The sequence below is a fragment of the Bradyrhizobium sp. SZCCHNS3052 genome (assembly GCF_032484495.1).
Taxonomy (GTDB): domain Bacteria; phylum Pseudomonadota; class Alphaproteobacteria; order Rhizobiales; family Xanthobacteraceae; genus Bradyrhizobium.
In genome coordinates this window covers 1,335,705-1,362,139 of sequence record NZ_JAUETB010000001.1, presented here as the reverse complement: position 1 = coordinate 1,362,139, position 26,435 = coordinate 1,335,705, and the positions used below count along the sequence as shown (strand labels likewise).

At 65.0% G+C, this 26,435-nt stretch carries 25 protein-coding genes and 1 tRNA gene; 16 read left to right on the top strand and 10 right to left on the bottom strand.

Annotated features, from left to right (window positions below; all coding sequences use genetic code 11):
- Positions 1-136: 136 nt before the first annotated feature.
- Positions 137-364 (top strand): hypothetical protein, encoded by a 228-nt coding sequence (locus QX073_RS06300; RefSeq protein ID WP_315712023.1) that lies wholly within the window; start codon positions 137-139, stop codon positions 362-364.
- Positions 365-373: 9 nt separating this feature from the next.
- On the opposite strand, the gene glmU is transcribed toward QX073_RS06300, so the two are convergent.
- Positions 374-1,720 (bottom strand): bifunctional UDP-N-acetylglucosamine diphosphorylase/glucosamine-1-phosphate N-acetyltransferase GlmU, encoded by a 1,347-nt coding sequence (gene glmU / locus QX073_RS06295; protein ID WP_315712025.1) that lies wholly within the window; start codon positions 1,718-1,720, stop codon positions 374-376.
- 135 nt (positions 1,721-1,855) lie between these two features.
- On the opposite strand from glmU, the gene QX073_RS06290 reads away from it, so the two are divergent.
- Both QX073_RS06290 and QX073_RS06285 read left to right on the top strand, forming a co-directional pair.
- On the top strand, positions 1,856-3,208 hold the full coding sequence (locus QX073_RS06290) for a hypothetical protein (protein ID WP_316225465.1): 1,353 nt from the start codon (positions 1,856-1,858) through the stop codon (positions 3,206-3,208).
- A gap of 108 nt (positions 3,209-3,316) precedes the next feature.
- Positions 3,317-3,697: a hypothetical protein gene (locus QX073_RS06285; protein ID WP_284416120.1), complete on the top strand. Its 381-nt coding sequence runs from the start codon at positions 3,317-3,319 to the stop codon at positions 3,695-3,697.
- Here the strand turns inward: QX073_RS06285 and QX073_RS06280 are convergent.
- Positions 3,657-5,186 (bottom strand): beta-(1-6) glucans synthase, encoded by a 1,530-nt coding sequence (locus tag QX073_RS06280; RefSeq protein WP_316225594.1) that lies wholly within the window; start codon positions 5,184-5,186, stop codon positions 3,657-3,659. The genes QX073_RS06285 and QX073_RS06280 overlap by 41 nt on opposite strands.
- Positions 5,187-5,621: 435 nt before the next feature.
- Here QX073_RS06280 and QX073_RS06275 point away from each other — a divergent pair, with 435 nt between their 5' ends.
- The 6 genes from QX073_RS06275 (at position 5,622) to QX073_RS06250 (ending at position 13,203) form a co-directional block, all read left to right on the top strand.
- On the top strand, positions 5,622-6,203 hold the full coding sequence (locus QX073_RS06275; protein WP_315751613.1) for a beta-1-3, beta-1-6-glucan biosynthesis protein: 582 nt from the start codon (positions 5,622-5,624) through the stop codon (positions 6,201-6,203).
- A gap of 355 nt (positions 6,204-6,558) precedes the next feature.
- On the top strand, positions 6,559-9,264 hold the full coding sequence (locus QX073_RS06270; RefSeq protein ID WP_316225464.1) for a glycosyltransferase: 2,706 nt from the start codon (positions 6,559-6,561) through the stop codon (positions 9,262-9,264).
- Between the two features lie 430 nt (positions 9,265-9,694).
- Positions 9,695-9,770 (top strand) — tRNA-Lys (locus tag QX073_RS06265).
- A 469-nt stretch (positions 9,771-10,239) separates the two neighbouring features.
- The gene (locus QX073_RS06260; protein WP_316225463.1) at positions 10,240-11,403 is read left to right on the top strand and encodes a TylF/MycF/NovP-related O-methyltransferase; all 1,164 of its coding nucleotides are present in this window, start codon (positions 10,240-10,242) and stop codon (positions 11,401-11,403) included.
- 92 nt (positions 11,404-11,495) lie between these two features.
- Positions 11,496-12,101: a hypothetical protein gene (locus tag QX073_RS06255; RefSeq protein WP_316225462.1), complete on the top strand. Its 606-nt coding sequence runs from the start codon at positions 11,496-11,498 to the stop codon at positions 12,099-12,101.
- A 232-nt stretch (positions 12,102-12,333) separates the two neighbouring features.
- Positions 12,334-13,203 carry an AbiJ-NTD4 domain-containing protein gene (locus QX073_RS06250; protein WP_316225461.1) on the top strand — a complete coding sequence of 290 codons (870 nt, stop codon included), beginning with the start codon at positions 12,334-12,336 and terminating at the stop codon, positions 13,201-13,203.
- A gap of 1,409 nt (positions 13,204-14,612) precedes the next feature.
- Here QX073_RS06250 and QX073_RS06245 read toward each other — a convergent pair.
- Together QX073_RS06245 and QX073_RS06240 are read right to left on the bottom strand one after the other, a co-directional pair.
- A complete protein-coding gene (locus tag QX073_RS06245; protein WP_315712035.1) occupies positions 14,613-14,918 on the bottom strand; it encodes a hypothetical protein in 306 nt (101 codons plus the stop codon).
- Between the two features lie 441 nt (positions 14,919-15,359).
- Positions 15,360-15,920, bottom strand: coding sequence for a hypothetical protein (locus QX073_RS06240; protein WP_316164807.1), 561 nt, complete (start codon positions 15,918-15,920; stop codon positions 15,360-15,362).
- A gap of 1,229 nt (positions 15,921-17,149) precedes the next feature.
- Here QX073_RS06240 and QX073_RS06235 point away from each other — a divergent pair.
- Positions 17,150-17,356 carry a hypothetical protein gene (locus QX073_RS06235; RefSeq protein ID WP_316225460.1) on the top strand — a complete coding sequence of 69 codons (207 nt, stop codon included), beginning with the start codon at positions 17,150-17,152 and terminating at the stop codon, positions 17,354-17,356.
- Between the two features lie 121 nt (positions 17,357-17,477).
- Positions 17,478-18,089, top strand: a complete 612-nt coding sequence (locus tag QX073_RS06230; RefSeq protein WP_316225459.1) for a LysE family translocator — start codon at positions 17,478-17,480, stop codon at positions 18,087-18,089.
- 342 nt (positions 18,090-18,431) lie between these two features.
- On the opposite strand, the gene QX073_RS06225 is transcribed toward QX073_RS06230, so the two are convergent.
- Complete coding sequence (locus tag QX073_RS06225; protein ID WP_316225458.1) at positions 18,432-20,069, bottom strand: isocitrate lyase; 1,638 nt, start codon at positions 20,067-20,069, stop codon at positions 18,432-18,434.
- Between the two features lie 144 nt (positions 20,070-20,213).
- On the opposite strand from QX073_RS06225, the gene QX073_RS06220 reads away from it, so the two are divergent.
- From QX073_RS06220 to QX073_RS06205, 4 genes are all read left to right on the top strand, one after another.
- A complete protein-coding gene (locus tag QX073_RS06220) occupies positions 20,214-21,689 on the top strand; it encodes a short-chain fatty acyl-CoA regulator family protein (RefSeq protein WP_315826916.1) in 1,476 nt (491 codons plus the stop codon).
- A gap of 159 nt (positions 21,690-21,848) precedes the next feature.
- Positions 21,849-22,259, top strand: coding sequence for a hypothetical protein (locus QX073_RS06215; protein WP_315712044.1), 411 nt, complete (start codon positions 21,849-21,851; stop codon positions 22,257-22,259).
- A 141-nt stretch (positions 22,260-22,400) separates the two neighbouring features.
- Complete coding sequence (locus tag QX073_RS06210) at positions 22,401-22,814, top strand: response regulator (protein ID WP_315712626.1); 414 nt, start codon at positions 22,401-22,403, stop codon at positions 22,812-22,814.
- A 95-nt stretch (positions 22,815-22,909) separates the two neighbouring features.
- Complete coding sequence (locus tag QX073_RS06205) at positions 22,910-23,338, top strand: group II truncated hemoglobin (RefSeq protein ID WP_315712045.1); 429 nt, start codon at positions 22,910-22,912, stop codon at positions 23,336-23,338.
- Positions 23,339-23,350: 12 nt separating this feature from the next.
- On the opposite strand, the gene QX073_RS06200 is transcribed toward QX073_RS06205, so the two are convergent.
- The 5 genes from QX073_RS06200 to QX073_RS06180 all read right to left on the bottom strand — a co-directional run bounded on the left by QX073_RS06200 (position 23,351) and on the right by QX073_RS06180 (position 25,723).
- Positions 23,351-23,545: a hypothetical protein gene (locus QX073_RS06200; protein WP_316203593.1), complete on the bottom strand. Its 195-nt coding sequence runs from the start codon at positions 23,543-23,545 to the stop codon at positions 23,351-23,353.
- Positions 23,546-23,592: 47 nt separating this feature from the next.
- Positions 23,593-23,979, bottom strand: a complete 387-nt coding sequence (locus tag QX073_RS06195; protein ID WP_315712048.1) for an NUDIX hydrolase — start codon at positions 23,977-23,979, stop codon at positions 23,593-23,595.
- 152 nt (positions 23,980-24,131) lie between these two features.
- Complete coding sequence (locus QX073_RS06190; protein ID WP_410052301.1) at positions 24,132-25,016, bottom strand: hypothetical protein; 885 nt, start codon at positions 25,014-25,016, stop codon at positions 24,132-24,134.
- A gap of 279 nt (positions 25,017-25,295) precedes the next feature.
- Positions 25,296-25,466, bottom strand: coding sequence for a hypothetical protein (locus QX073_RS06185; RefSeq protein ID WP_315751625.1), 171 nt, complete (start codon positions 25,464-25,466; stop codon positions 25,296-25,298).
- Between the two features lie 11 nt (positions 25,467-25,477).
- Positions 25,478-25,723 carry a hypothetical protein gene (locus QX073_RS06180; RefSeq protein WP_315712050.1) on the bottom strand — a complete coding sequence of 82 codons (246 nt, stop codon included), beginning with the start codon at positions 25,721-25,723 and terminating at the stop codon, positions 25,478-25,480.
- A gap of 323 nt (positions 25,724-26,046) precedes the next feature.
- Between QX073_RS06180 and QX073_RS06175 the strand changes: the two genes are divergently transcribed.
- Positions 26,047-26,400 (top strand): DUF6481 family protein, encoded by a 354-nt coding sequence (locus QX073_RS06175; RefSeq protein WP_315712052.1) that lies wholly within the window; start codon positions 26,047-26,049, stop codon positions 26,398-26,400.
- The last annotated feature ends 35 nt before the right edge of the window (positions 26,401-26,435 follow it).

The following is a 26,435-nucleotide window of genomic DNA, read 5'->3' as shown; positions in this document are numbered from 1 at the left end:
ATTGCGACAGGGTTAAGTGAGAGCCCTAACCGAGGGCCTGCAGGCAACTCCGGTTCGATGCGGAGGTCCAGTTCGGAGCGCACTTAACGCCAGGTCAACGCTTTTGCGCAGAGACTGTCGCGTCGGAGAGGACGCCATGACCTATAGCCGCCGCCCAACTGATCCCAAGGGCACCAGCCCGCTGAGCCTGTCGCATCCGACGTCCGGGAGCCATCTGGCGCACTGGCCGCCGCCGACCTTGAGCAACGAGCTCAAGCCGATGCCTATCAAGCACCGTACGAACGAGCCGGTCAAGCACGCCACCCGCCGCGGCTGGCGTTTGACACGTGCGATGTTCGCCGAGTTCCAGGACGACGAAAGCTGATGTTTCAGCTCACTTCTTGTGGCGTTGCTTGGCATTCCGAAAGCGCGCCGCGGCGCCTTCGCGCGTCGTCTGAGGACTGCGCTCCAGCGCCAGCGCATCGTCGGGCACGTCGCGCGTGATCACCGAGCCTGAGCCGATATAGGCGCGGGCGCCGATGTTGATCGGCGCCACCAGCGAGGTGTTGGTGCCGATGAAGGCGCCCTCGCCGATGTTCGTCTTGTGCTTGTTGAAGCCGTCATAGTTGCAGGTGATGGTGCCGGCACCGATGTTGGAATTGGCGCCGACATGGGCGTCGCCGATATAGGACAGGTGATTGACCTTCACGCCCGCCTCCAGCACTGCGGCCTTGGCCTCGACGAAATTGCCGATCTTGGCGCCTTCGCCGAGCGACGTACCGGGCCGCAGCCGCGCGAACGGCCCGAGCAGGCTGTTGCGGCCGAGCTTGGATTGCACGATGTGCGAGAACGAATGCACCACCGCGCCGTCGCCGATCGACACGCCGGGGCCGATCACGACGAACGGCTCGATGGTCACGTCCTTGCCGAACGTCGTATCCGCGGCGAGATAGACGGTCTCCGGCGCGATCAGCGTCACGCCCGCATCCATGGCCGCGCGGCGCAACCGGGTCTGCATCACGGCCTCGGCCTCGGCGAGCTGCGCCTTGGTGTTGATGCCGCGCACTTCGTCTTCAGACGTCTCGATCACGACCGCGTCGAGCCCCTGCTCGCGCGCGATCGCAACCGCGTCAACGAGATAATACTCGCCCTTGCTGTTGGCGTTGCCGATCCGGTCGAGGATCGCGAGCGCGCAACGGCCGTCCATCGCCATCACCCCGGCATTGCACAGCGTGATCGCCCGCTCCGCTTCGCTCGCATCGGCCTGTTCGCGGATCGCGACCAGCTTCGATCCGTCGAGCAGCAGGCGACCGTAGCCGGTCGGATCGGCGGCGCGAAAGCCGAGCACGGCGAGCGCTGCGCCCTGCGCCAGCGCCGCCCGCAGCCGCGCGAACGTCTCGGCCGTGATCAGCGGCGTGTCGCCGAATGCGACCAGCAGATCGTCTGCGCCGCGCGCGATCGCCTGCCGCGCCGCCAGCACCGCATGCGCCGTCCCCAGCCGGTCGTGCTGGACGAAGATATCCGCATCCGGGCGCAGGCGCCTGGCTTCCTTCTCGACCGCGTCGTGCCCCGGCCCCACCACCACCGCGATGCTGGCGCCATCCCCGTGCGGCGCCGCCGCCAGGACGTGCGCGAGCAGTGATTCGCCGGCGATGGGATGCAACACCTTGGGCACGCTCGTGCGCATCCGGGTGCCCTCGCCTGCCGCAAGCACGATGGTCAGACTGGATCGAGCGGTCATGAAACACCTGGGATGAAGGGAGCGCATAGGTCGCGCTGTCATAATGCGTTTTCTGCGCGGGGCAAGCCGCACCGGCTCAAGCCCCTGGTGGTTTTCCTGTTAATGTTCGCTTCGTGATTCGATTAAGGCAGGTTCATGGCTAGGGACTCCCGCAAATCCGCCGGCACGAATGGAGCTGAGAAGACGGGCGCGACTCTGTCCGGACTGTTTGCCGACGAGAACGAGTTCGATCGCCGCGCGCTGTGGCGGCTCGGCTGGTGGGGGGCTGGCGCCGTCGGCGCCGTCGGCCTGGCCGTTTTCACCAATCAGGCCGCACAGGGATGGCGGCAGGACCGTGTTTCCGCGGCCGATCTGTCGCGCCAGGCGCAACTGCTGCAGTCGCTGGCCCGTGAGACCCAGGGCGAGGCGCGCCAGCTCGGCGCGGCCATCGAGACGCTCAACACCGATCGCGACCGGCTGTACGCGCGCGTGACGGTGCTCGAGCAGGGATTGGACTCGGTGACCGGCGCGCTGGCCAAGCAGAGCGCCCAGGCGACCGCGAATCCCGCCCCCGGCAGCAAGGCGCCCTCCGGGCCACAGATCGCTGCCGTCGAGTCCCAGGCCCCGGTGGCGGCCCCGTCGGGTTCCCCGCCACCCGGCCCCTTGCCCGCATACGCGAACGCGTCGCCGTTCATGCCGGTTCCCAACGGGGCGGCCGGAACCAGTCCGGCTCAGCCGAGTACCCCGCCGGCTGCCGCGAGCGCCGACAAGACGAAACAGGAGCAGGCCAAGCCGATGTCGGCCGGGCTATCGGGGGCTTCGTCATCGCCGGTCTCTTCCGCCCCTTCGCCGACACCGTCAGCCTCGTCCGCATCGCCGGCTGCGACCGGTTCCAAGCCGACTGGTGGTGCCTCGGACCCGGCCGGCAAGCCGGCCGAGACCGACAAGCTCGCAAGAGCCGAACCCGCAGAGGCCGCCGGCGCCAAGGGCAGTGACAGCACCGACGCCGCGGTCACGGCGGTCCAGAAGACCGAATTCGCCGTCGATCTCGGCGGAGCCAACTCGCTCGGCGGCCTGCGGGCGCTGTGGCGGGATCTCGTGAAGACCCATGCCGACCTCGCCCTGCTCAGGCCGATCATCATCCTGAAGGAAGGCCGGAGCGGTCCAGGTATGCAACTGCGGCTCGGCGCCGGCCCATTGGGCGACGCGGCGACGGCGGCGAAGATCTGCGCGGTCCTCGCCGAGAGCCAGCGCGCTTGCGAGACCACCGTCTATGACGGCCAACGCCTCGCGGTCCGCGAGGAGCCGGAGACGGCCAAGCCGGCCGCTCCCGCGGCTGCCGCCCAGAAGCCGGTGCAGCGCCGGCGCACGTATCAGCCGCAGGCCCAGCAGCAGCGTCACGGCAAGCGCGAGGAGCCGCCGGCTGCGGCAGCGCCGGCACCGCCGCCGGCAGAGGCGCCCAAGCCCGAACAGCCGTCGGCGCTGTCGTCGTTCTTCCGCCGCTCCTGAGGCTCGAATCGACGTGCGGCCAAAGCCGGTTGGGACGGATTGTGAAAGCAGTCCGCGAACCGGCTTTGCGGCTTGTCCGCACGTCCTTTCCGCAGCATAGTCCCGCGCATGAAAAAGACCCCGTTCCGCCTCTCGCCCTATCAGGTGCAATGGCTCCTGATCATAGGCTTCGTCACCGTCGGCTATGCCCTCTATCTGCGCTATCTGGCGATCGAGCTGTCGAGCGTCGCGCTCGCCTGCGACGCCGGCCTGCAGACGCTGGCCTGCAAGAGCCGGGCGGTTGCGACCACGCTGTTCAAGAATTCGGTGTTCGGCGCCACGGCGCTGGTGATCGCAGTGCTGCACGTGATGCGGCCGTCGATCGTGCTGCTGACCGGCGGGCTGATCGCCGCTGGCCTCGGCATCGTGCTCTACAACATCGTGCTGTCGGGGCTGGCGATCGGCCTGCTCATCCTCGGCTTTGCGCGGCCCGCGCCCGCCACAGCGTAAACGCCAGCAGCAGATACATCGCGCAGGTCCACATCGCCTGCCAGTTGTCGCGGCCCTCGTTGTAGATCACGTAGACCGAGGAGATCGCGAGCAGGCCGGCGAAGCTGGCCTCGGCGATCGGCCGGGGACCCTGCGCCGGACGATTGCCGAGCAGCATCGCGAACGGCACCACCGCCATGGTCAGGCTGGCGAACGGGAAATCGCGGTAGCGCGGGTCGAACACGAAGCCGAGCGCCGTATCGGCCGCAATCAGCACCGTCACGACGAGGACCAGGCCCAGCAGGTAGGTGATCTTCAACTGCTTGCGGCCGTCATTCGGTCCGAGCAGGTCGAGAAAGGTCGGCAACGGCCGCCCGGCCATCGTCGCATTGGCGCTGAGGATCGGCGCCAGGACGCCGGCCGCGAGCAGCGCCCCCCAATGCAGCCAGCCGCCGGCACCGAGACTCTCATAGAACATCTTGTCCGCGGCCATGCCGAACAGCACGCCCGCCGTCGTCGCGGAGATCCCGACCCCGACCCAGGCCGAGAGGTGCGGCGGCCAGGGCCGGCGCCGCACCGTCAGCCAGCCGGCCAGGAACACCACGAACGACAGGATCATGCCGCCGCCCATCTGCAGCTTCCACAGCGGATAGTTGCTGACCGGCTCGCCCGGCGGATATTTCAGCGCCCGCGTATCGTCGCTGATCAGGCCCCAATAGCCGCCGACCGTGCCTTCGAGCTTGCGCTTCCACGGCTGGTCATAGGCCTCGATCAGGTTGACGCGGAAGTTCTCGCGCTTGGCGAGGCTGAGGATCTCCGACACCACGCGGGCCTGGTTGGCCCGCGACGGCAGCGCGCCCTCGCGCATGCGCCCCTCGCTCGGCCAGCCGGTCTCGCCGATCAGGATCTCCTTCCCCGGAAAGGCGACGCCGACCTGCTGGCGGATGGCGTCGACATGGGAGGCGGCGAATTTCGCGCGCACCGGGATGTCCTCCCAGTACGGCAGGATATGAACCGTGACGAAGTCGACGATGTCGTAGAGCTCGCGGTTGCGCAGCCAGAACTCCCAGACGTCGGCATAGGTGACGGGAATCGTGACCTGCGCCTTGACGCCGCGGATGGTCGCGGCCAGATCGGCTGATGTCATCTCGCCGCGCAGCAGCACCTCGTTGCCGACCACGACGGCCGTGATCACCTTCGGATAGCGCTTGATCAGGTCGACCGCGATGCCGATCTGCTGCTGGTTCTTCAGCTTGTTGGAGCCGAGCCAGATGCCCTGGATCACCTTGATGCCGACGCGGGCGGCGATTCCCGGCACCTGGTCGAGACCGTTCTCGATCGAATAGGTGCGCACGCATTCGGAGATCTTGGCGAGCTGCACCAGGTCCTGCTCGATCTGCTCGGCGTCGATATGGGTGGTCGGATCCAGCGGGCTCTGCTGGCCGCGGAACGGCGCATAGGACACGCACTGCAGCTTCGAAGCTGGCTCGATCGGCGCGCGCGCGAGCATGATCGGCTGGGCCAGCCACCACCACGCGGCGGCGATGACACCCAAGGATATGAGCAGAAGCGCCAGCGGCGTAGGAAGGGATTTCAGTTCCGTGTCTCCAGGCAGGGTGGTGTCGATTACCCGGTCGGCGGCGATCTGCCAAGTAGGCGATCGGGCCCTCCGGCGCTCCCGGCGTACCCGCTCCACATCGCCCTTTTACGATGACGCGAGAAAGTTGGTACGTTGCTGGACAAAATCCGAGATTCCGGTCATTGGGAATCCCGGTTGGCCCCGGCCGTCGCAACGTCGCAACCCAGATTGGGCCCCTGCGCAAGCGCCCGTTAGGAACGCTCTGCGACAGTCGGAATCAATCTCCCGCCGCAATCGGGGCTGATTTGATCGGCATCAACACTGCGTCCGTCAGGGGACGGCACGAAGGCAACAATCGGGGAATTTATGGGTCGACGCGTGCTCCACTCCAAGTTTTCGGTTTCGCGCCTGTCGGCGGCTCTGGGCCTCGTGCTCCTCATCGGCGCGCCCGGCGCGCTCGCCCAGAGCGGCAGCGACCATCCCCAGGACCAAAAGCCGCAGGCGGCCAATCCGGCCGACGTGTCGAAGGAGAACCAGCGCAAGGCCGACGAATTCACCGAAGCGTCCCAGGCGCTCAGTGGCGGCCCGGCCGGCAATCCCGAATGCGTCTGGCTCGGCCGCCGCGTCGTCCAGTTGATGTACAACGACGACCTCGATACCGCCTTCCGCCACCTTGATCTCTATGACCGGTTCGGCTGCCCCGGCGGCCACGTTCAGGCCGCCTTCCGCTGCCTGACGCGCTTCATCCCGCAGATCGATCCGAAGATGCCGAACTCGCTGAACAACCACGTCCACGGCTGCTGGATCAATCCGGACGCCAAGCCGCAGGTGGCTGCGGCGCCTGCGCCGGGCCCGGCCTCGACCCCGGCCGCGCAGGCTTCGCCAGCGCCGACGCAGCAGCCCGCTCCCCAGGCATCGCCCTCGCCCGCGCAGCCTCCGGCGAAGTGACCGGCGCCTGAAGGCAGGCGGGACGCACGATCCCGACGACCAGGCGCCATGCGCGGCTGCGGCATGACAGCGCTCCGATCACGTGGCAGGATACGGCCGAGATACGATCGAGGTCCTCGACGCGCGCCTGAGCCTCGCCCCGGTTCAGGCACCGTTCAGCAGGATTGGGCTCTGTTGGGATGACATATGATGTCGCGGCCTTCGGCTGTGACGGCGTGAGAATGATCGCCTTCGCCGCTCGTCGTCGGACGTCGCCCGCGAACGTGATCCCGGTAGCATCGGATACCCGAGATGGAACGGCGATCGACCGCTCCGCTTCACCGCTGACTTGATCCTAGGAATGGTTGCCCCTCCAATGCGTGCCGTTGTCGCCGTCCTGCTCCTCGTCACCGCTGTGCACGCCGCCCTCTGGGGACTGCTGCAGGACAAACAGGAGGCCCCCAGTTTTACCGGCCTGCTGCAGAGCGTCTCCTACGATCCGCATGAAGGAACCGGGGCTCCCGGCGCCAACACCGTGGCCTCGCCGGAACGCATCCGCGCCGACATGAAGAAGCTCGCCACGATGACGCGGGCCATCCGGCTTTACTCTTCTACCGGCGGCCTCGAGATCGTGCCGCCGCTGGCCGCAGAGGCCGGACTGAAGGTGATGCTCGGCGCCTGGATCGACAAGGATCCGGACCGCAACGAGCGCGAGATCCAGTCGGCCATCACCCTCGCCCGCCGCAACAGCAACGTCATCGGCATCGTGGTCGGCAACGAGACCATCCTCACGGCGACCCAGAAGGTCGATGAGCTGATCGAGAAGATCAAGCGCGTGAAGAAGTCGGTCAACGTGCCCGTTACCACCGGCGACGTCTGGAACAGCTGGCGCGACAACCCCGAGCTCGCGGCCAATGTCGACTTCATCGCCGCGCACGTGCTGCCCTATTGGGAATTCTTCACCGACGACCAGGCCGTCGACCAGGCGGTGGATCGCTATCAGCTTCTGAAGAAGCAGTTCCCCGGCAAGCGCATCATGATCGCCGAGTTCGGCTGGCCGAGCCAGGGCTACAGCCGCAGCGGCGACAACCGCGGCCCCGCCGTGCCGGGCCCGCTCCGGCAGGCGAAGGTGCTGCGCAATTTTCTCGCCCAGGCCGCCTCGATCGGCATGGAATACAACATCGTCGAGGCCATCGATCAGCCCTGGAAATATTTCGAAGGCGGCGTCGGCCCGTATTGGGGCGTCCTCAATGCCGCGCGCGAGGCGAAATTCGCCTGGAGCGGCCCGATCGTGAATCCCGACTATTGGCAGCTCGCGGCCATCGCGCTGCTGGTCGGCGTGCTGCTGTCGCTGCCGATCGTGCGGCTGCGCCAGCCGACCGTGCTGCAGGCCATGATGCTCGCCATCACGGCACATGGCGTCGGTGCCTGGGTCTCCAACGTCTTCGCCTATTGGAACGTGCATTATTTCGTCTGGGGCTCGACCTTCGCGCTGACCCTCGGCCTGATCCTCTTGGTTCCTTTGATCCTCATTGCGATGGCCCGCATCGAGGAGATCGCCGCGATCGCCTTCGGCCGCGAGCCGCAGCGCCTCTTGACCCGCGACAAGGTCGCGCAAGAGCGCGCCGCGATGCCGGAGGGCTATTGCCCGAAGGTGTCGATCCACGTGCCGGCCTATTTCGAGCCGGTCGACATGATGAAGCAGACGCTCGATGCGCTGGCGCGGCTCGACTACCCGAACTACGAGGTCGTCTGCATCATCAACAACACGCCCGACCCGGCGTTCTGGCAGCCGATCCAGGATCACTGCCGCATGCTCGGCGAGCGCTTCAAGTTCATCAACGCCGAGAAGGTCAAGGGCTTCAAGGCCGGCGCGCTGCGCATCGCGATGGAGCGCACCGCCGTCGACGCCGAGATCATCGGCATCATCGACGCCGACTATGTCGTGACGCCGGACTGGCTCTCCGACCTCGTGCCCGCCTTCGCCGACCCCGCCGTCGGCCTGGTGCAGGCGCCGCAGGAGCATCGCGACGAGCACCTGTCGCTGATGCACTACATCATGAACGGCGAGTACGCCGGCTTCTTCGACATCGGCATGGTTCAGCGCAACGAGGAGAACGCGATCATCGTGCACGGCACGATGTGCCTGATCCGGCGCGCGGCGATGGACATGGCCGGCGGCTGGTCGAGCGACACGATCTGCGAGGACACCGATCTCGGCCTCGCGATCCAGGAGCTGGGCTGGCAGACCCACTACACCAACACCCGCTACGGCCAGGGCCTCCTGCCCGACACCTACGAGGCGTTCAAGAAGCAGCGCCATCGCTGGGCCTATGGCGGCTTCCAGATCGTCAAGAAGCACTGGCGCCGCTTCCTGCCCGGCCACAGCCGGCTGACCTCGGACCAGAAGCGCGAGTTCTCGCTCGGCTGGCTCAACTGGCTCGGTGCCGAGAGCCTCGGCGTCGTCGTCGCGATCCTCAACCTGATCTGGACGCCGATCGTTGCCTTCGCCGGCATCGCCATTCCCGACAAGATCCTGACCATCCCGATCCTCGCCGCCTTCGTGGTCTCGCTCGCCCACTTCCTGATCCTCTACCGGCTGCGGGTGGCGGTGAAGCCGTGGCAGATGCTGGGCGCGATGGTCGCGGCGATGAGCGTGCAGTGGACGGTCAGCCGCGCCGTGGCCCAGGGCCTGATCACCGAGCACCTGGCGTTCGCCCGCACGTCCAAGGGCGGCCTGTCGCGGATGTCGATCGAGTTCCAGGCGTTCTGGGAGGCCGTGATCGGCGCCCTGCTCCTGATCGGCGCCACCATCCTGATCGTGACCAACACGCTTGCCATCACCGAGCTCTACATCTTCGCCGCCGTCCTGATCCTGGAGAGCCTGCCGTTCCTCTCAGCGGTCGCCATCGCGCTGCTGGAGATGTCCCGCATCAACTCCTTCGAGTTCTGGCGCCACGCCACCGTCCGCACCGCCGAGCTGATCGGCCTGCGCCCGGTCTGGGTGCCCGAGCTGGCGGGGCCCGGGATGCAACCGGCGCCGTTGAGCGCGGCGGCAACGAAGGCGGCGGATAAGGCGTAGCGCCGAGCGAGGCCTGCGGAAGCCTGCGCCGCGTAGCCCGAATGAGCGGACGCAAGGGCCCGAAGGGCGCAGGCGACAGCGACGTCCGGGGTCATCGCGACGGCCCATGAGACCCCGCATGTCGCCTCCGCCGTCGCTCTGTCGAGCGCCGACGGCGGCTCATGATGGCGGCTCATGGCGGGCTACGGCACCGTCATCGCCGCGCCCGAAACGATCGTCGATCTCCCGTGGTTTCCCCCGCCCGCCCTATTGACCGGAACGGACCCACCCCCTACACAGCGCCCACGACAGCATGCGGCCCAAGGTCGGGTTTTTTTGCCGCCCCGATCTCATGCCGCAGTGAACCACGGCCACGCCTAAAGCGTTCCGATGGGGACCTGCCGACGATCCGGACCGTGACGGCCCTGCCGTCGCACCGCTTCTTGGAAGCGAGCGCGTAGCTCAGCCGGTAGAGCACGTGACTTTTAATCATGGGGTCCCGGGTTCGAGTCCCGGCGCGCTCACCAAGATCCCGAACGATCGAATAGTCAGCCTGGCAGACGCCTCCCTTGGCCACGTCGGAACATCGGTAAGACGATGCGTGGCCTCGATCGCCCGTAAGCGGCGGGCTGGATGGGTCTCGATCGCAAACTCGATTTCATAGTCGATGAGTCGAACGCCCTCGATCCTCACGCGGCTTTGGATCCTCAGTCATTTCCTTGGCTACGATGCTCGTGCGAACCTGGCGAGACGTCTCCATGATCTCTTCCACCAAGGCGATGTCACGAAGAAGCTGCCCGATCACCGCGCGTCGCTCTCGCGCGGCAGCTCGATCATGTCGGCACCTCCACGTCTGCCGGAATTGCAGTCTGCGCAAGCAGGGTGCTAAGGTCGACAACCAAAGGTATCGCAAGTCATTTTCATCGAATTCCAGTAAGGCCTTTTTGGCAAGGCGTTCGCGCCAGTGGAGCCAGCATGTCTGCAAGCTATGGCGCCGTGATCAACCGGCTGCTCAACGGCGTCGGCTTCCAACTCATTCGCCAATCGACGCTCCATCAGCTGGTCTCGTCGGCCCACAATGGACATGCAAGCGAGCAGGACAACGAGGCAGGACCGAACGACGCCGCCGAACTCGATCCCGCGCGATTGGGCAACGAAGGTGAGGATCAGGTCCCAACGGATTCGCAAGCCAGCGAACCGACGGAGACGGTATCGGCCAGCTATCTCCAGAACCTGCAGCGCGAGAGCTTGGCGCTTCGTGAGATGTCGACCGAGCTCATCAAGCTCAAGCTGCAACTGGCCGGAGCGAACGACGGCACCAACTCGAGCGAGCCCTCGATTCCGGACGTTGCCGGCCCCCGGCTCTACACGCCCGTATACGACTACGCGGGATTGCGAACCGATCCCGCGATCGTGCACAACCATGACTTCATGCGGGATCCCCGCTTCGTCGCCGCCTACGAACGTGGCGCCGCCGCCGAGGGCTATGAGCCTCGCTATTTCTGGCGGACGCACGTTGCGCTCTGGTGCGCCAGCATCGGCGTCAGCCTTGGCGGCGATTTCGTCGAATGCGGCGTATGTCGCGGCATGCTCAGCTCTTCAATCATGCACTATCTCGACTGGAACAACCTCCAACGTCGATTTTTTCTGTTTGATACGTTCACCGGTGTCGACGAGCGCCTCGTCACCGATGAGGAGGTCGCAAGCGGCAACCTCGGCTACTTCAGAGAGATGTACAAGACCGACATCTATGAGGATGCCGTTCGCAACTTCTCCGAATACAACAACGTCGAAATCATTCGTGGCAGTGTCCCATCGAGCCTGTCGACCGTCGACATCAATGCCGTCGCTTATCTGTCGATCGACATGAACAATGTCACGCCCGAGATCGCGGCCATCGACCACTTCTGGAGCAAGCTCCAGCCCGGCGCCCCGGTTCTGCTCGACGACTATGGTTTCGTTCGCTACGAGGCCCAGAAGCGTGCGTTTGACGCCTGGGCCTCTCAGCATGGCGTCGCCATTCTCGCGCTTCCCACAGGACAAGGCCTGATCATCAAGCCGCCACCGGCGCCGGGGGCTGTACGCCGGAAGCGGCGCTTCATAGCTCTATTTTTGTGCACCGCCACCGTGAAGCGGCTTTTTGGGATGACGACGGCGTAAGGTTAAGGTTGTCCACATGCCGACTGGCTTGTTCGGCCAATCCAAGGCACAATCGAGCGTTGCAGTCCTTGAATTATTGCCGGGGCGTTTCGATGAATTGGGCAAGAACGGTCGACGCGATTCCATTGGCTGCCATTGCCTTGTCGGGCTGCATCACGACATCGATGCAGGGATATGCCGACCGACAATTGCCGGCGAAGCCGATCGGCCGCATGGTCGCTTACGTCTCTGGACCCGGTCCGCTCGTCACGAGCATTCAGACCAACATCGCCGAGGAGGCGCGGAAACGCGGCGTCGTCGCTGACGACGCGCTGATGCTGTTTCCGCCGACACGGACCTACACCAATGCCGAGGTTCAGCAGGGACTCGCGCGTGACGCGATTGAAGGCGTCCTCGTCATCAGCGTGGGCGATAGCGGTGTGCAGCAACAATACGCCGGGACGATCTTGTCGGGCCAATACACCGGAACATCGAGCTCGATCGGTATCGTCAACACCTTCGGCAACACGTCGACCATATCCATGAATGGGACGTCATCAGGCATGGTGGTTGCCACCGCGGCGCCGAGCGTCAGACCACGTTCACGGCCCGGCTTCTTGAGGCAAGCACCGGACGAAACCTTTGGGTTGGAAATGGTCAGGTCAACGCCGGCGGCCTTCTGTTCGTCGGCGATGGCGCAAATGCTTCGAGCTCAGTAGCGGCGATTTTTGACGACCTGCAGCGCAAGGGCATCATCGGATCGTCGAGTTGATCAGGAGCGGCTTCATGAGTCTCCCGTAACCCACCCCATCGGGGTTATTACGTGCAGTGCACCGCAATTCGAATTCTTATCGTCTCGGCCCGAGCTACCCCTCGGCGGGTCTTTAGCCGCGACTTGCCGTCGGAAGTAAGAACGGCGCCGTCATGTCACGCTAAACGGTAAACAGGCCCATGAATGACGATGAAATCGCTCGGCGCAAGACGCTCACGTTCGCTCAGGCAGAGGGTGAAGAACCACTGCCTTCTCAGTTGAAGCGAACCGAAGTGAGTCGGAAACTAAGGGCCATTCTTTGGAGCTACATACACACCGAACTTGGACGCACGTCCGTTCGGAATACGTATGCGTACGTCGGCGGAAATTGGAAGAATGCGCTGATGCATGCGCATGTGCACCTTTTCCACCTGCCGATCGATGAATTTGACGCTCGTTTCTCGCGCGCTACGGAGGAAGTGAAGTCGGTGATCATGAGAGGAAACTGGTTGACGTTCTACGGTTGGATTGATCACATTCTCCGCCTCAAGCCAACACCTCAATTCTCACATGACATTCAGCGCATCCTAACCTCCTGTCTATCACATTACCGGGTTGTAGATGGCGCCATCCTCTGCCCCCTCGGTTCCGATGAGGAAGCCGCGACGGTCGAGCGCGCTTTCGTAGACCTGAAGGTCGCTCCCGGATTGACCGGCGGACGGGAGCATCTTCGGCTCGCAAGTCAGGCTTTGACCGCGGGCAACTTCGCGGATAGCGTACGAGAAAGTATGCACGCCGTAGAATCTGTAGTTCGCGTGCTTGAGCCTCATGCCGATTTCAGCAAGGCTTTGGCGAACCTCGAAACGAAGACCAACATACATGGCGCGTTGAAGAAGGGATTTCTCGCGATATATGGCTTCACGAGCGACGAGCAAGGAATTCGGCACGCGTTACTAGACAAGGGCGCGCCCGATGTCGACGAGGCAGATGCCTTGTTCATGATTGGGGCCTGTTCCGCCTTCATTTCCTATCTTTTGCACAAAGCACGAGTAACGGGCCTTTTTGACTAGAATTACGGTGACAGTGCTGGACCGCCCCCCTTAAGTGAGACACAGATAATTTCTGTGACAGGCATTTCGAGGACCTGTGGCAGCAAGAGGGACTTACGGTGACAGTGCACAATATTAGCCGTCGCTTTCACCCAGCTAATTAGTACACTGTCACCGTAATCCCCATCGAAACCGGTCAGCGCAACATGGCGATGCTGGAGCAGGCCGTGATCAAGGCCAATACCGTGATGCCCGGGCGAGCGTTACGGCGGACACTCCATCTGGCCCTTCCCGACCGACCAGGCCGGCGCAGCGAAGACCTACACGATCGTGATCGCCGTAGGGACCCGATCTGCACGTCGTCGAGGTGTCACAGGCGCCTGCGGGGGCGTGACGAAGGGTTCGCAAGGAAAGAGCGACGCTGCGCTGAATAGCCCTCTCTTGCGCGACTGTCAGGAGGCTGAACTACTTGATTAAGCGTGCTGGCACCTTATTTCCGCTCGAATAAGCGGCGCTCCAATAGGCGAAAATTACGATCGCCATCCGGCCTCTCATATCGGTCTCGATACACTAGCAAGACCTGATCTGCCTCGCCGGGTGAAAGGTTGCTGATGATCTTCGCTGCCGTCTCCGGATTACACTCATGGATGCGACGTACGGTTGCTTCCGGGGTCTCAAGGAGCATGGTCATGTACCTTTCAAAAAGGGGGGGCTAAATATTCCTCAGACCTGATCTTCTTGTCCATCCCCGCCTATACGGAATGCGCGGTTCGACGATTTCCGCCCCGCCAAACCAAACATTGTGTTTTGTGTGCTGTCACCGTATCCCGCGTATCGCGGGCGAAAAGCCGTGACGATACTCGATCAACAGGTGAGCCGATCCGTCGGCTGATCGAGATCAAGCTGAAGACGAAGAGGAGCGAGTTGACATGAACACGGCATTATGCGCAACAGCTGCAGCTATATCGGCAATTGTAATGCAGGTTGCCTTCCAGATGTCGGCGGCATACGCCCAGACGTACTATTGCGATCGCCCGCGAAAGCCGTCTTGTGTCGACGCAATGGCCATAAGTCGTGATGAAGTGACTTTTCAAACGTGTCGGGATGAAGTGGAGCGCTATCAAAGAAGATCTGTTGAATATCAGGATTGTCTGCGAATGGAATTTGACGATATGGCGTCGGAGAGAAAAAAGCAGATTGATCGCTTTAACTCGTGCGCGCAGAATACTTATTGCTATTAGTGCGCCGAGACGATGGGGCGGCCTGCTGCATTCAAGCCAATGACGAAAGATCCGTCCCTTACCTGCCGGAGGGATCGACCTCCATCACGACCTTCGCTACGGGATAACGCCAGTCGTTCTTCGGGTTACGGTAACAGTGCACTAAACTTCCGTCGACGTCAGGTAACGCGGCCGCACTGCCTTAGCCCCTCACCCGCTCACCGCAAACCCGAGCACCAGCTGCTTCGGACTCTGCTTGAATTCCTTGATCACCGCGGCCCGGACCTTCTCCGACAGCTCCGGCAGCGGCTTGGCGGTGTAGAGCTTGGGGAAGGTCACCATGACCGACGTCAGCGTGCCGTTGTTCCAGTTGAAGCCGACTGCGGGACGCACGCCGGTTTCGGCGAGGAGGTCGGCTTCGACAGCCCGGCTGTAGGCAAGTCCGTTTTGAACGGCGTCGACCATCCCGCAGCCGGCGAGGCATGCGATCAGGGGGATCAGCGCGAGGGCTCTCATGGTCGTCCACTCCAGGGTTCAGTGTCCGGCGACGCGCCGTCGCCACGCGTGGCGCCTGCCGAGGTTGCAGCGGCCGGCCAGCATGAAATGCGGCCACGGCCGGATCATGGCGCGACGGCGCAACGTTTTCCAGCGTGATGCGCCGGGACAGGTTAGACTGGCGTGAGCCATCCATGAAGGCAGACAATCGTCAGGCATTGGCGTGCATGGTGCTGATCGCTGTCCTGATGGTCGCGCTCCTGTCGACCAAGTATCAAGTATGACGACTGCCGGTGGCGCGGACAGTCCGAAACCGAGTGCTTGCGGCAGGCCCGGGGACTGCCTCCGGTCGGGCGGCCTTGAGCGAGAATTCCCGTGCGCTAAATTGACCTCGCTACTTGGCGCGGCAGTTTCATGCACTGTCACCGCAACCGTAACCGCCAATGACGAAAGATCCGTCCCTTACCCGCCGGGGGCATCGGCCTCCAGCACGACCTTCGCCACGGGATAACGCCAGTCGTTCTTCGTGTTGTCGGCGGCGGCATCGATGCCTGCCACGATGACCGCACCAAGGATACCGCCGTTGACGCCGCTGGCCAGACGAGCCTGGCGCGTCGCATCGAACGGCGCGACCGTGATCATCCGCTTTTGATAGCCGGGCTTTTGGCAGGTCACGGCAAGCGTGCTCGACTGTCCGCGATAGAGCGGCACGCGCACCTTCGCGGGGCTCGTCATGGTTGCGCTGAAACCGGAGGCTTCCAGTGAGCATGAGGCCCCGGCCATCTCGACCTCGCCTCCTCCGCCGGGATTGTGAAAAGTCCGCACTTCCACAAGCTGGTCACCCGCGAACTCGGGCACGCTTGCGTCGGTTCGGCGCTTCGGCTCGTAGACGTCAATTCCTCGGCTGCCCGTGCTGGACCTGATGTCGGTCACATTGTTGACCGCAAGCGGCGCAGCACACCCGCCAAGACACGCCCCTCCAAGGATGGCCAGCCAGGTGGCCATCCAACGCAAATAGTCCATTTGAGCCCCCACAGCACCCCTACTGTTGTTGACTAGCGGTAGCAGGGGCCGATCTGGGGAACAATAGCCGCAACCTTAGGGGGAATAGAGCGACTATCAAAAACCGATGACGTTGCGGACAGGACACAGTCGCTGTCGTCCCAGCATCAAATACGTCGGTGGTCATGTGTCAGACGATCGCCAGCGGCGGGAATTCAGGGTCATCAACATGACGCGGTTGCTCCGCCACAACCTTCCTCGCGATCAATGCCAGGGCGGCGCGTTCGGAACCCGCACAGGTTGCAGTGACCGGTGGGCAGCCCGGATCATGGCGCGACGGCGCTGCGCTTTCCAGCAACATGTGCTGTGAGGATGCGCGGACAAACTTATTTCATCAGGCCGCTCAACACGATCACCCCTGTCCAGTCCGCTTCTGAAAAATATTCCTCTTCCATTTTTCCGAAACTCATGATTGACTGTCCCCATCCCGTGCTCCTCGAGAGGGGCGGATCGCGATCGTCACGGACGTTGGGCGCGGGATGCGGTGGCCGCAGGCGGGTCGCAGCGTGCTTGAGGCGCGCGGACGAACGACTCCGTGCGGACGTGAAATCGCGTGGTCCTGGCGCCCCGAAGCTGGCGCCAAGTCCTCCGGGGAATGATGACCCCGAGGGCGACGGTGGCTATCAAGCCGGACACCGGGGAGATCGCGTATAAGCGTGAAGACCATCGCGCGGGGAATGCCGGGTTGATCCGGCTGAACCTGTGGTGACTGCCGCCTGCTTTTTCTTCTGCAGGCGGGCCATGGGTTGCGGCCAGCAGCCCGGCATTCCCCGCGCCCTCTGTTTGCTGGAGGGCAAGACGACCGGCACAGCTCGGGCGCGCAAGGCGTCGCGATGACGGTCGAACACGTCCCCTGCCCCGCCCCCCCTCCTGCATCGTGATGAGGTTCAGATGATCAGGCCGATCGATCGTCATGCGGCGGGACTGAGCGCCGTCGCCCGTTGCGCCCCTGCGGTGCGGACGCACGCGGCTTTCAATCACCGGCTGCCGGGAGCGCGCGCACGAACAGCAACAAGATCTTACATGGCGACATCCGACCTGCGCAAAAGCGCCGCGTCCGCGGCGTGTGTTCGCATCTGTGGCCGCACGCGATCGAACCGATGGCGATCGTCGCGGTGTAGCCGCGACCGCGTCAACCGAATCGTGAGGAAGTCCCGATGTCGTCACCCACGCCAACAGGACGGCGGGCCATGCTCGTCCTGCTCGTCGTTCTCTTTCTCGGCAACATCGCCGCCATCATCGCCTGGCCGTCACATTGCGGCACGAGTCCACGGCTCACGATCGGCGCCATCGTGCTCGCCGGCTGCGGCGAGGCCGACGCCGCCGGCCCTCACCTCGAGGCGATGCAGCGGCCGCATCGGGCGCCGGAGCCGGTTGAAATGGCGAGGGCTCCCTGACATCGTGGCCGTCACCGGTGGTCGGCGGTCGGCGACTCGCCGAGATCGAGCACGGCACCGCTGGGACTGCGGCCGCGCCTTGCCCGCTGATGCGCCTCGTCTCTCCCAAGGAGCTTCCCCGATGTCCTACGCCTTCCTCCTGACCTCGCTGATCGTGGTGGCCTCGCCCGGCACCGGCGTGCTCTACACGCTCGCGGTGGCGCTGACGAAGGGGTCGCGGATGAGCATCGCCGCTGCGTTCGGCTGCACGCTCGGCATCATCCCGGCGATGCTCGCCGCCATCGTCGGCCTCGCGGCCGTGCTGCACACCAGCGCGCTGGCCTTTGCCACGCTGAAATATTGCGGCGTCGCCTATCTTCTCTACATGGCCTGGCAGACGCTCGGCGAGCGCGGCGCGCTCTCCGTGGAAGCCAAGGACGAGGCGCGCTCGGCCGGGCGCGTGGTGCTGACCGGCTTCCTGATCAACATCCTCAATCCCAAGCTGTCGATCTTCTTCCTCGCCTTCCTGCCGCAGTTCATCGCCGCGGACGACGTGCATCCGCTCGCCGCCATGCTCGAGCTGTCGGGCACGTTCATGGCAATGACGTTTGCAGTGTTCGTGGTCTACGGGCTGTTCGCCTCAGCGGTGCGCGATCGCGTCGTCAGCCGCCCCCGGGTGATGGCGTGGCTGCGCCGGGCGTTCGCCGGCGGCTTCGCCCTGCTCGGCGCGCGGCTGGCGCTGAGCGAGCGCTGAGGTGGTCGCGCTGGGGCGAAGCGGTCGCAGATGACGAGACAATCCTCAGCCACACGAAGTTGGTCAATTTGTTACTCGTCATGCCCGGGCTTGTCCCGCCTGCGCGGCCGAAGCCGCTTCGGCTCGGCGAAGGCCCGGGCATCCATGGCGTTCCAAGGACGCCGATCGACGTGGATGGCCGGCACAAGCCCGGCCATGACGGTGTGGAGCGAGTGCGCCACAAACCTTAAGCCGCGTACGCGACCGCACTCCGCCGTTAGGCGTACCATCAGAAAGCGAGACCCGCCTGAAGCCATTGGCTCCAGACGGGTCTCATCAGTTCAGCAGTTCACCCGGCAGAGATCAGCCGAACTGGTTCATCGTGTTGTGCGCGCCGCCGGCCTTCAGGGCCTTCTCGCCGGCGAAGTACTCCTTGTGGTCGTCGCCGATGTCGGAGCCGGCCATGTTCTGGTGCTTGACGCAGGCGATGCCCTGGCGGATCTCGGCGCGCTGGACGTTCTTGACGTAGCCCAGCATGCCCTGCTCGCCGAAGTACTCGCGGGCGAGGTTGTCGGTCGAGAGCGCGGCCGTGTGGTAGGTCGGCAGCGTGATCAGGTGGTGGAAGATGCCGGCGCGCTTGGCCGAATCCGCCTGGAAGGTGCGGATGCGCTCGTCGGCTTCCTTCGCCAGCGGGGTGTCATCGTACTCCGCCTTCATCAGCTCGGCGCGGTTGTACTTGCTGACGTCCTGGCCCGCCTCCTTCATCGCGTCATAGACCTGCCAACGGAAGTTGAGGGTCCAGTTGAACGACGGCGAGTTGTTGTAGGCCAGCTTGGCGTTCGGGATCACCTTGCGGATGCGGTCGACCATCTTCGCGATCTGCTCGATATGCGGCTTCTCGGTCTCGATCCACAACAGGTCGGCGCCGTTCTGCAGCGAGGTGATGCAGTCGAGCACGCAGCGGTCCTCACCGGTGCCGGGACGGAACTGGTAGAGGTTGGAGGGCAGCCGCTTCGGACGCAGCATCTTGCCGTCGCGGTTGATGATGACGTCGCCGTTGCGGGCGTTCTCGGGCGTGACCTCCTCGCAGTCGAGGAAGCTGTTGTACTGGTCGCCGAGATCGCCGGGCTGGCTGGAGAAGGCGATCTGCTGCGTCAGGCCGGCGCCGAGCGAGTCGGTGCGGGTGACGATGATGCCGTCCTCGACGCCGAGCTCCAGGAAGGCGTGGCGGCAGGCGCGGATCTTGGCCAGGAAGACGTCATGCGGCACGGTGACCTTGCCGTCCTGGTGGCCGCACTGCTTCTCGTCCGACACCTGGTTCTCGATCTGCAGCGCGCAGGCGCCCGCCTCGATCATCTTCTTGGCGAGCAGATAGGTCGCTTCCGCATTGCCGAAACCGGCGTCGATGTCGGCGATGACAGGGACGACGTGGGTCTGGAAGCCGTCGATCTTGGCGATGATCTCGGTCTCCTTGGCCTTGTCGCCGGCCTTGCGGGCCGCATCCAGCGCACGGAACAGATCGTTCAGCTCGCGCGAGTCGGCCTGGCGCAGGAAGGTGTAGAGCTCCTCGATCAGCGCGGGCACCGAGGTCTTCTCGTGCATCGACTGGTCCGGCAGCGGGCCGAACTCGGAGCGCAGCGCCGCGATCATCCAGCCCGAGAGATAGAGGTAGCGGCGGTCGGTCTTGCCGAAATGCTTCTTGATCGAGATCAGCTTCTGCTGCGCGATGAAGCCATGCCAGCAGCCCAGCGACTGGGTGTACTTGGTGCTATCATTGTCATAGGCGGCCATGTCGGCGCGCATCACGGCCGCGGTGTAGCGGGCGACGTCGAGGCCGGTCCTGAAGCGGTTCTGCAGGCGCATGCGCGCCACGGCTTCGGCGGTGACGCCGTTCCAGGTCGGGTTGGTCTCGAGCAGCGCACGCGCCGCCTCGACCTCGGCCTGGTAGGACGAGGGGCCCTGGAGAGCCTGGTCGTTCAGTCCACGCGGTTGAAAGTTCATGTCCGTGATCCCTTGGTTAAGGACAACCTGGGACCTGTTGTAAGCACCCGGCGCCGGCGGACCAGACATTGCGCGGAAAACTTGTCACACTTTACAAACTTCTCGTGTATAGCTGTAAGGAGATTACAAGACCGGAATTTGGCCATGACCACCGCCACGGCACGATCGATCTTCATGGGCCCGCGCCTGCGCCGGCTCCGGCGCGAGCTCGGCCTGACCCAGGCCGACATGGCCGCGGACCTCGAAATCTCAGCGCCTTACGTGGCGCTCTTGGAGCGGAACCAGAGGCCGGTGACGGCCGACATGCTGCTGCGGCTGGCGCGGACCTACAAGATCGACCTCGCCGATCTCGCCGGCGACGGCGGCGCCGACCACACCGCGCGGATGCAGTCGGTCCTCAAGGACCCGATGTTCTCCGACATCGACATCCCCGCGCTGGAGATCAGCGATCTCGCCGTCAGCTATCCCGGCATGACCGAGGCCTTCCTGCGCCTCTACACGGCGTATCGCGAGGAGCAGCTCGCGCTGGCCGAGCAGCGCGCTCCGGTGCCGGCCGGCAGCGCGCCGCGCGTTGGCAATGACGGCTTCGACGCCAACGATCCCGTCGCCGATGTCCGCCGCTTCCTCGCCGCCCGCCGTAACAACTTTGCCCAGCTCGACGATGCCGCCGAGCGGCTGGCGCAGGCCATCTTCCAGGGGGCGCCGACGGGGGCTCCGCAGGTCTCCGCCGGGCCGGCCGGCTTCATCGAGCGCTTTCGCGCCCGGCATAATCTCCAGGTCCGCTACATGCCGCCGAACGTGATGCTCGGCTCGCTCAGGCGGCTCGACCTGCACCGCCGTCAGTTGCTGATCGAGGACTCGCTGGACAGCGCGAGCCTGAAATTCGAGCTCGCCCGGCAGCTCGCTTATCTCGAGCTCGACACCGAAATCGGCGCGGCACTCGAGGATGGCAAGTTCGCCAGCAAGACCGCCGAGCTGCTGGCGCGCCGCGCGCTCGCGGCCTACGCGGCGGCTGCGATCATCATGCCCTATTCGATCTTCGCCAAAGCCGTCGATGCCAGGGCCTACGATCTCGAGGCGCTGGCGCGGCAGTTCGGCACCAGCTTCGAGCAGACGGCGCATCGCGTCACCACCCTGCAGAAGCCGGGCGCGGAACGGATCCCGTTCTTCCTGATCCGCGTCGATCCCGCCGGCAACGTGTCGAAGCTGCTCGACGGCGCCGGCTTCCCGTTCGCCCGGCATGGCGGCGCCTGCCCGCTGTGGTCGGTGCATGGCATCTTCAAGACGCCGCGCCAGATCGTGACCCAATGGCTGGAGCTGCCCGACGGCCGCCGGTTCTTCTCGATCGCCCGCACCGTGACCGCCGGCGGCGGCTCCTATGGCGCCGTCCGCGTCGAGCGGGCGATTGCGGTCGGCTGCGCCGCCGAGCATGCGGGCCAGCTGATCTATACCCGGGACGGCCACGGGCCTGACGCCGACGCGCCGACCCCGATCGGCGTCGCCTGCCGGGTCTGCCACCGGCCGAAATGCGCGGCACGCTCCGCGCCGCCGATCGGGCGCGAGATCCTGCCGGACGATTTCCGGACGTCGTCGGTTCCGTTCGGGTTTTCGGCGGATTGAGCAGGGGATGGTCGTGGAACCAGGAACTGGTCCGCATCCCTGGCGCGAGCGAGAATCCGCCGGATCGGGCTGCAAATCGGCCCGGGACGCCATGCCCCTTGACGGAACAGCCATAAACCGGACAAAGATTGCGCCAAAATGTCGCGGCGGAGGTTGGCCATGAGATACGTCGACGGCGTTGTGATGTTCCTCAGCCTGTGGCTGCTGGCATCGATGGTTCTGGACGCCGTGACGCCGCCCGAGCTGAACTTCTACATGATCGGCCCGATCATTGCGCCGGCCGCGATCATCACCGGCTTCCTGTACTGGCTCCGCATCCCCTCCCGCGACTTCGTGCTGGCGTCCGCAGCCATCTGGATGGTCTGCGAGATGACGATGGAGATGGTCACCCCCAAGCCGCTGTCGCCGCTGCTGGCGGTGGCCGCCGTCGCGCCTCTGCTGGTGGCCGGCATCCTCCTGCACGTCCAGCACTGGCGCCAATCGCGCGGCCGCTTGCCACCGCCCGCTTCGACGCCGACGACCAATCTGCCAGGCTCCTCCAACGCGATGTCGAGCCGGCGGCCGTTCTGAGCCGCGCGACGCCGCGGCAATGGCGGATAGCGTGCAGATTTTCCGTTGTTCTACGGGATCGAATGTTTACGAGGAAATCAGAAACCCCCTCTTAAGTTCCGCGGGTCCATCTGTAGCCGACACACCAGCCGCGCGGGGACCATGCTGAACGAACTTCTCGTGATCGAAGATGCCGACGTTCATCTGTCGATCCTGCGCAAGATCGCCGTGCAGGCAGGCTTTGCGACGACCGGCGTGAACTCGGTCGACGGCGCGATGAGCGTGCTTCGCCGGCGCAATTTCGAATGCATCACGCTCGACCTGAATCTCGGCGAGCGCTCCGGCACCGAGGTGTTGCAGCTGTTGGCGGACATCAAATCCCGCACCCCGGTGCTGATCATCAGCGGCTCCGACGATCAGACCCGCGACGTCACGGTCCGCGCCGGCAAGATCCTCGGCCTGAATGTCTATCCGCCGTTCTCCAAGCCGGTCGACCTCGCTTTGCTCCGACAGACGCTGCGCCAGATCGCCGCCGACACCGACCGGCAGCGCCTCGTCAAAGCCAGCATCCGCTAGCCCGAACGCACGCTCGTTTTCCCGCTTGATCCAGATCAAGGCGCCATACCTCTGCCGCTTGTTGGCTGCAGAGGGGCGAGCGGAAATGAGATGCGATGACGGCAGCGAATTCGGCCAGCGAAGCAGAAGCAGTTGTGAACGAGGCGACGCCCTATGAGCTCGTCGGCGGCGAAGCCGGCGTGCGCCGTCTGGCGGAGCGCTTTTACACCATCATGGACCAGGAGCCCGGCGCCAGCCGCATCCGCGCGATGCACGACGCCGATCTCGGTCCGATCAAGCAGTTGCTGTTCGAATTTCTCAGTGGATGGCTGGGCGGGCCAGCGCTTTATTTCGAGCGGGCCGAACATCGCTGCATCATGTCCGCGCACCGTCCGTATCCGATCGGCGACGCCGAGCGCGACGAGTGGATGACATGCATGCGCCGCGCGATGTTCGATTGCGACATCACCGGCGACATGTATGCGTTGCTGGATCAAGCGTTCCTGCGGATGGCGAACGCGTTCCGGAGCCGCAAGGCGAGCTGACAGGAACGCCCGTCAGCCCGACTTGGTGGCGGCCTCCCGCGCCAGACGCTCGGCCCTGAGCCGCTCGCGGTTGGCGTAAAAGGCCCGCTGGGCCGCCTCGTGATCGCGCATGGCCTGCTCGGCATCAGCCCTGCGGGTGGCGTCACGCGCCCGACGCTCTTCCGGCGAGAGGACGCGAGGCTGTCTGTCTGTGCTATCGTAAGGCATGGGCAGATAACGCCCAAGCGGCCGGGATGTTCCCAGCATACGATGGTTCAGTCCGACTTTCGTGGAAACAGCTGGTCGCGGATGTAGCGCGACGTCGGCGTCAGGCTGAGTCCGTAGGGCTTTTGCCACACCGCGCGGTCGATCTCCTTCTTGTCTCCGATCTCCAGGCGCCCTTTGGCATGCTTGGCGATGAAGATGGCGTCGCTCATCTTGCGACCCGAGCGCTTGTTCTTGGCGGTGACTTCCTTCCACAGCCGCAGCCGGCCGAGCTTGAGCTTGGGAAGCTCCTCCTTGATTTCGCGCTTCAGGCAGTCCTTCGCCGTCTCCTGCGCGCGTTTGCGGCCACCCGGAAACATCCAGCGCCCGTCGGCCCGGCGCCGGACCAGGAGAACCCTTCCGCCCTTGGCGGCAACCAGCTTGGACGCCTTGGTCATGGCCCCGGAGCTCTCACCTCTCGAACAGTGACGAACAATGAAGTGGAGTCTATCAAGATTCGCTCCAACTCCCGCTCCGGAGCTTTGCGGAGATTCGGCCAGAGCTCCGCAGCGGCCAACCAAGCTCACTGCAGCGCGACCGTCGGCAGCGCTCAGTAGCAGGAGCGCGGATCGACCGCCACATACTCTCCCGACGGATATCGATAGTAGCAATCGCCCTGCGACAGATAGTAGCCTGGTCGCGCCGCAGCCGTAGCGCCGGCGATCGCGCCGGTGGCACCACCAAGCACGGCGCCCGCCGCGGCACCGCCCGCCTTGCCGGTGAGGATACCGCCGAGCACCCCGCCGATGATCGCGCCCCCGAGCGCGCTGGCGCCCGGATCGACTTCGGCCGGAGGCGGCGCCGGCTCGTAGGCAACCGGCGGGGGCGCCTCGTAGGCCGCCGACGGCGCATAGACCACATCGTCAGCATAGTCCTCCGACACGTAGGTCGGCGGCCCTTCCATGGGCTCGGGATAATAGTACCAGACGCCGCCGACGTCCCACCACCAGCCCGGGCGGCCGTTGTGAACCTCGTGCCGCCATCGGCCACCCTCCCAGCCGACCCGGCCGCGATAAGACTGCCCACCATAGTCGCGCACCGCGACCCGGCCGTGCGCATAACGCGCATCCGGTCCCCGCCCGGCCATCGCCGGACCAGGGCCCGGGCCGTGGCCCGCTGCGTAGCCCTGACCGGCTCCCGGCGGACGTCCCTGAGGGCCAACGGCAGCCCGCGGCGGTGCGCCCGGCTGTGCTCCCTGCGGCTGGCCGGCCATGGGGCCGGCTTGCCGCGGGATCTGGACATGGGGCTGGCCGGCCGGTTGCCCTCCCTGGGTCGGCGCTTGGCGAATGACAGCCGGCGGGCGGGCCTGGGGCGAATGCCCGGCGCCAGGACCAGCCTGGTCCTGGGTTTGCGCCCAGGCTTGGGCGGGGATCACGACCGCGGTCAGGATCGCGAACGCGGGCAGCCACCGTGTGCTCTGGTTGGACAACGTCATTCTCCCCTACCCTTGATCGCCCGCCGTCTGCGCTGGTTGCCGCGCACGCGGGGTGTGATGCGGATTGATGATCCCGGATCGCCGGCTTCGGCGTGGATGGTCCGGACACACCATAGTTTGCGCGACAAACGGGTAGAATCCCGACGATTTTGCGGCCAAGTCAACCTGCTGCCGTCAACCTGCTGCCGTCAGGTTAACCGAGACGCCGGCTGATTCGCCGCTCCGATCATGCAAACTCGCCGGCGCGGCCTTGCCGATCCCGTACGGGCAGATCGGCGGTCACCGGTCGGGCACGATCACATTGCAGTTGGTTCGTCCCGACATCAGGCAGTCCTGCATCCGGCTTGCGGAGGTCAGGCTGCGGGCCAGCCACAAGCCGAAGGCCACGACGAGCGCCGCGAACACGAGTGCCGCCACGGCGCCACGTCTATCCGGCCCCTGCGTACTCATCGCCGGTGCGCCTAGGCGGCACGCAGGCCAGCGGCCTCACCGTGCGGTTGCTGCTGCTGGCGCGATGCCGGCGAGATCGATTCGATCCGGGTACAGCTCGTCACCCAGAACAGCTGCCCGCATTCCCATTCGGAACCCAGCACACCGGCCGAAACGGGCCTCGGGCGGGCGAGGACCGCCGTCATCACGCATGCGCTGACCACGAGAGCGACGAGCGCGAGGCCGAGCGCCATGCGCCCGCGGCGAACAGAGGTCATGCCGGTCAACTCCGTTGGATGTCGCACCCGGGCGGTGCGCTGGTGCCCGCGAGGCGTGAAGCGACTCACGGCCGGCCGACCTGCGTCAGCGACGGGGATGGTTACATAGCCTCCGGCGAGCGCCATGCAAGCGCCAGGCAGGACGGATGTGGAGGAGCGGCGATAAAGCATTTGTCATCGACGCATGCGATCCTATACACACGGGCTCGCGTCGGCCTCCGCTCGTGTTCACGAACTCGTGGAAGAATTGCCTGGCGGCGCGTGCAGCCCCTGACCGACCACACCCTGATCGAACACCCAAATAGCGAAGTGACGACGTCTCCATGAGAGGATTCAAGGAACCTGGATTTGCCGATCGGCAGAAGGCCGCGCAGCAGGCCCGCCAGAGCATCGTGCAGAAGTTCAAATCGCAGCCGGGACCGGACGATCCCGAAGTCGTGAAGCGACGGCAGGAGCGCGAGGCCGCCGCCGCCCGCCGCGAGCAGCAGCGATTGGAGCGCGAGGCCGCCAAGGCTGAGCAGCAGCGTCTCGAGGAAGAGGCCAAGGCCGCCGAGAGTGCCCGGCTTGCGCGCGAGGCGGAAGAAGAAGCCGCCCGCTTGGCCGAGATGGAAGCCGAGCAGAAGGCGAAGCGTGATGCGCGCTACGCCGCGCGCAAGGCCCGTGGAAAGAAGAAGTAAGCAGCGACGCCGCCGCCACCAGACCTGCGCGTCGT

Excerpts from the sequence above, each read along its gene's own strand:
- glmU (WP_315712025.1), bottom strand. The coding sequence starts at position 1,720 with ATGACCGCTCGATCCAGTCTGACCATCGTGCTTGCGGCAGGCGAGGGC.
- QX073_RS06255 (WP_316225462.1), top strand. The coding sequence starts at position 11,496 with ATGAATTGGGCAAGAACGGTCGACGCGATTCCATTGGCTGCCATTGCC.
- QX073_RS06230 (WP_316225459.1), top strand. The coding sequence starts at position 17,478 with ATGTCCTACGCCTTCCTCCTGACCTCGCTGATCGTGGTGGCCTCGCCC.
- QX073_RS06220 (WP_315826916.1), top strand. The coding sequence starts at position 20,214 with ATGACCACCGCCACGGCACGATCGATCTTCATGGGCCCGCGCCTGCGC.
- QX073_RS06275 (WP_315751613.1), top strand. The coding sequence starts at position 5,622 with ATGGGTCGACGCGTGCTCCACTCCAAGTTTTCGGTTTCGCGCCTGTCG.
- QX073_RS06195 (WP_315712048.1), bottom strand. The coding sequence starts at position 23,979 with ATGACCAAGGCGTCCAAGCTGGTTGCCGCCAAGGGCGGAAGGGTTCTC.
- QX073_RS06185 (WP_315751625.1), bottom strand. The coding sequence starts at position 25,466 with ATGAGTACGCAGGGGCCGGATAGACGTGGCGCCGTGGCGGCACTCGTG.
- QX073_RS06280 (WP_316225594.1), bottom strand. The coding sequence starts at position 5,186 with ATGCTCGCGCGCGCGCCGATCGAGCCAGCTTCGAAGCTGCAGTGCGTG.
- QX073_RS06235 (WP_316225460.1), top strand. The coding sequence starts at position 17,150 with ATGCTCGTCCTGCTCGTCGTTCTCTTTCTCGGCAACATCGCCGCCATC.
- QX073_RS06225 (WP_316225458.1), bottom strand. The coding sequence starts at position 20,069 with ATGAACTTTCAACCGCGTGGACTGAACGACCAGGCTCTCCAGGGCCCC.
- QX073_RS06290 (WP_316225465.1), top strand. The coding sequence starts at position 1,856 with ATGGCTAGGGACTCCCGCAAATCCGCCGGCACGAATGGAGCTGAGAAG.
- QX073_RS06285 (WP_284416120.1), top strand. The coding sequence starts at position 3,317 with ATGAAAAAGACCCCGTTCCGCCTCTCGCCCTATCAGGTGCAATGGCTC.
- QX073_RS06200 (WP_316203593.1), bottom strand. The coding sequence starts at position 23,545 with ATGCCTTACGATAGCACAGACAGACAGCCTCGCGTCCTCTCGCCGGAA.
- QX073_RS06175 (WP_315712052.1), top strand. The coding sequence starts at position 26,047 with ATGAGAGGATTCAAGGAACCTGGATTTGCCGATCGGCAGAAGGCCGCG.
- QX073_RS06190 (WP_410052301.1), bottom strand. The coding sequence starts at position 25,016 with ATGACGTTGTCCAACCAGAGCACACGGTGGCTGCCCGCGTTCGCGATC.
- QX073_RS06240 (WP_316164807.1), bottom strand. The coding sequence starts at position 15,920 with ATGGACTATTTGCGTTGGATGGCCACCTGGCTGGCCATCCTTGGAGGG.
- QX073_RS06205 (WP_315712045.1), top strand. The coding sequence starts at position 22,910 with ATGACGGCAGCGAATTCGGCCAGCGAAGCAGAAGCAGTTGTGAACGAG.
- QX073_RS06180 (WP_315712050.1), bottom strand. The coding sequence starts at position 25,723 with ATGACCTCTGTTCGCCGCGGGCGCATGGCGCTCGGCCTCGCGCTCGTC.
- QX073_RS06250 (WP_316225461.1), top strand. The coding sequence starts at position 12,334 with ATGAATGACGATGAAATCGCTCGGCGCAAGACGCTCACGTTCGCTCAG.
- QX073_RS06300 (WP_315712023.1), top strand. The coding sequence starts at position 137 with ATGACCTATAGCCGCCGCCCAACTGATCCCAAGGGCACCAGCCCGCTG.
- QX073_RS06270 (WP_316225464.1), top strand. The coding sequence starts at position 6,559 with ATGCGTGCCGTTGTCGCCGTCCTGCTCCTCGTCACCGCTGTGCACGCC.
- QX073_RS06215 (WP_315712044.1), top strand. The coding sequence starts at position 21,849 with ATGAGATACGTCGACGGCGTTGTGATGTTCCTCAGCCTGTGGCTGCTG.
- QX073_RS06245 (WP_315712035.1), bottom strand. The coding sequence starts at position 14,918 with ATGAGAGCCCTCGCGCTGATCCCCCTGATCGCATGCCTCGCCGGCTGC.
- QX073_RS06210 (WP_315712626.1), top strand. The coding sequence starts at position 22,401 with ATGCTGAACGAACTTCTCGTGATCGAAGATGCCGACGTTCATCTGTCG.